The organism is Nocardioides sp. (genome assembly GCF_051876515.1).
GTDB lineage: Bacteria > Actinomycetota > Actinomycetes > Propionibacteriales > Nocardioidaceae > Nocardioides.
Genome location: NZ_JBJEHY010000096.1, coordinates 1 through 2454 on the forward strand (window position 1 = coordinate 1; position 2454 = coordinate 2454).

The 2454-nt window shown below is 72.3% G+C and carries 2 protein-coding genes; both read right to left on the bottom strand.

The window, feature by feature from the left end; genetic code table 11:
• Nucleotides 1–1609, bottom strand: a 1609-nt coding sequence (locus tag ACI379_RS06935; protein ID WP_439791349.1) for an ATP-binding protein, incomplete at its 3' end; no start/stop codon positions are given.
• On the bottom strand, nucleotides 1606–2373 hold the full coding sequence (locus ACI379_RS06940; RefSeq protein ID WP_439791350.1) for a DUF4194 domain-containing protein: 768 nt from the start codon (nucleotides 2371–2373) through the stop codon (nucleotides 1606–1608). The genes ACI379_RS06935 and ACI379_RS06940, both read right to left, overlap by 4 nt.
• Nucleotides 2374–2454 lie beyond the last annotated feature (81 nt).

Sequence of the window (2454 nt, forward strand, 5' to 3'; positions counted from 1 at the left end):
CCAGGAGCTGACGGGCGGTGCCACCGAGCACGGTCTCGATCGCCAGGCGCCACTTCTGCTCGCCGGGGTGCACGTCGATGAGCTCGGCCAGGAACGGCAGCTCCTTGACGTCCATCCCGGCCGCCTGGGCAGCCTCGCGACGCATCCGGTCGAGGTAGCCCGGCACGCGACCGGTCCGCCCCTCCAGGGAGGCCCGCTCGGCCTGCAGGTTGCTGCGGTCCTGCTGCGGCGACCAGGCGTCACGGAGGACGCGGTCGCGCTCGGTGGCGGCCTCGCGGCGGCGGCCCTCGTACTCGAGCAGGAAGTCGTCGGCCGCCTCCAGCGCCGCCTCGAACCCGTCGCTGCTGGTCAGGTCGGCGCTGAGGTGGCGGGTGCGCTCGTGGAGGTCGTTGGCGCGCTCCTGCCGGTCGGCCAGGCGCGACTGCTCCACCTCGATCTCGGCGGCGAGCCGCTCGAGGGCCTCGCCGCCCGAGGCACGGTGCTCCGCGCGCGTGCTCTCCAGGTCGCGGCTCAGGGACGCGTACCGCTCGTCGGCCTCGACCAGGTCGGCGGAGACCTTGGCCCGCTCGTCCTTGACCCCGTCCACGGCGCCGCTCAGCAGCCGCGCCCGGGTGCGCAGGCGCCACAGGTGCAACGGGGTGTCCCCGCCCCGCGTGACTCCGTACGAGTCGAGGGCGTCCATCCGACGCAGGGCGACGTCCTTGCGCTCGGCCAGGTCGGGCAGCGGCTTGAGCAGGCGCTCCTTGCGCTCGGCCAGGACGATCTCGTTGTAGCCGGACTCCAGGTAGTCGAAGTGCTCGATCGCCTGGTCGGCCGCCGCGAAGGTGGCCGGCGTCTCCAGCACCGTCTCCTTGTAGAGCTCGTCGACCGTGCGGATCGGGGCGCCGGCCTGCACGCGGGCCAGCATGCGCAGGGCCTTGGCCCCGTCTCCCCCCGCTCCGATGCCCAGCCGCGCGAAGAGCGTGTTGGAGAACGCCTGGTAGGTGTGGTGCACCTGGATCTCGTCGAACTGCTGGCGCAGGACCCGCGGGTTGAAGCGCTGCGCGGCAGCCGGCGCGAGGTCGGCCAGGTCGACGGCGGCCTCGATCGTGGCCATCCGGGCGGTGATGTCGGTCGAGCGGACCACGTGCTTGGGGACGTAGTACAGGCGCAGCGCCGTGAACCGGCGGTCACGGTCGTCGACGAACGTCGCCGCGACGCCACCCCAGGTGTCGGCCCGGTCGCCGCGCAGCACCTTGAGCTTCTCGCGGCCGGTCTGCTCGTCGGCCGAGGAGTCGACCACGCCGCGCAGGTACGTCAGCAACGTGCGCTGGCCCTCGCTGCGGGCCCGCCCCACGGTGGCGTCGTTGGACGCCCCGTTGAACTTCGTGTCCGAGGGCATCATCAGCGCGGTGTACGCGTCGAGGAGGGTCGACTTGCCCGAGCCGGAGTGGCCGGAGAGGAGGTTGGACGACGGGTGGAACTCGACCCGCTTGACCCCGGCGAAGCCACCCCAGTTGACGACCTGGAGTGACTCGATGCGCCACTGGCTGTCGGGCGCGGCCTCCACGGCCGCGGAGCGGTTGGGCATCTCGACCTGTTCCCCGAACAGGGTCGTGAGCGTCGTCATGCGTCACCCTCCTCCGCCGACTCCTCGGCCTCCCAGTCGTCACTCTCGTCCGCCGACGCGGCGGCGGTGAGCGTCTGCGTCTCCTCGGGCCGGTTGCGCTCGCGGAACGCCTGCAGCAGCTCGTACAGCTTCTCGATCGGCAGCATCGCCTCGACCGCCGGCGAGACCTCCCAACGGTCGGCCGTGGACAGGCCCACCAGGAGGCCGGTCTTGTAGACGTTGGCGATGGCGTTGCGGGCCCGGTCGAGGTCGCCGGCCTCGTCGGTGGCGTCGACCGGCCGGAACCCGGCGACGTAGTCGAGCAGCTCGGAACGCTCGATGAAGGCGCGCGGGTTGCCCAGGGCCGCCTCGGCGCGGACGTGGTCGCGCAGCTTGACCAGGACCAGGGTCTCCTCCCGGCTCCAGGCCTTGTCGTGCAGCAGCGTCGGGAACCGGTCGCCGCCCTCGGAGAGCGCCTGCCGCTTGAACGCCACCTCGGGACGCTCGGTCACGACCAGCTCGAGGAAGAGGTCGGCCATCCGCGAGGTCACCTCGGAGCGGTTCTCCACCAGCGTGCGCCACTCGCGGGGGTGCGAGCGCGGCGTGATGAAGCGGTGCTTGAGCAGGACCACGAGGGTCTGGCGCACGCCCAGCGGCAGGGTGCCGGTGTCGCCCTCCCACAGGGAGACGCTCGTGGGGTCCTCCCACTCCTCGGCGAACGTGGCGTCGAAGGTCTCCCCCACCGCTGGCGCGGCGTCGGTGACGACGTCGGTCTGCTGGTCCATCACAGCTCCTGGGTCGGTGCGAGGTCGGAGTTGTCGGCGGTGTGGCCGACCGGACGGGCGGAGTGGCGGGGCACGCTCAGC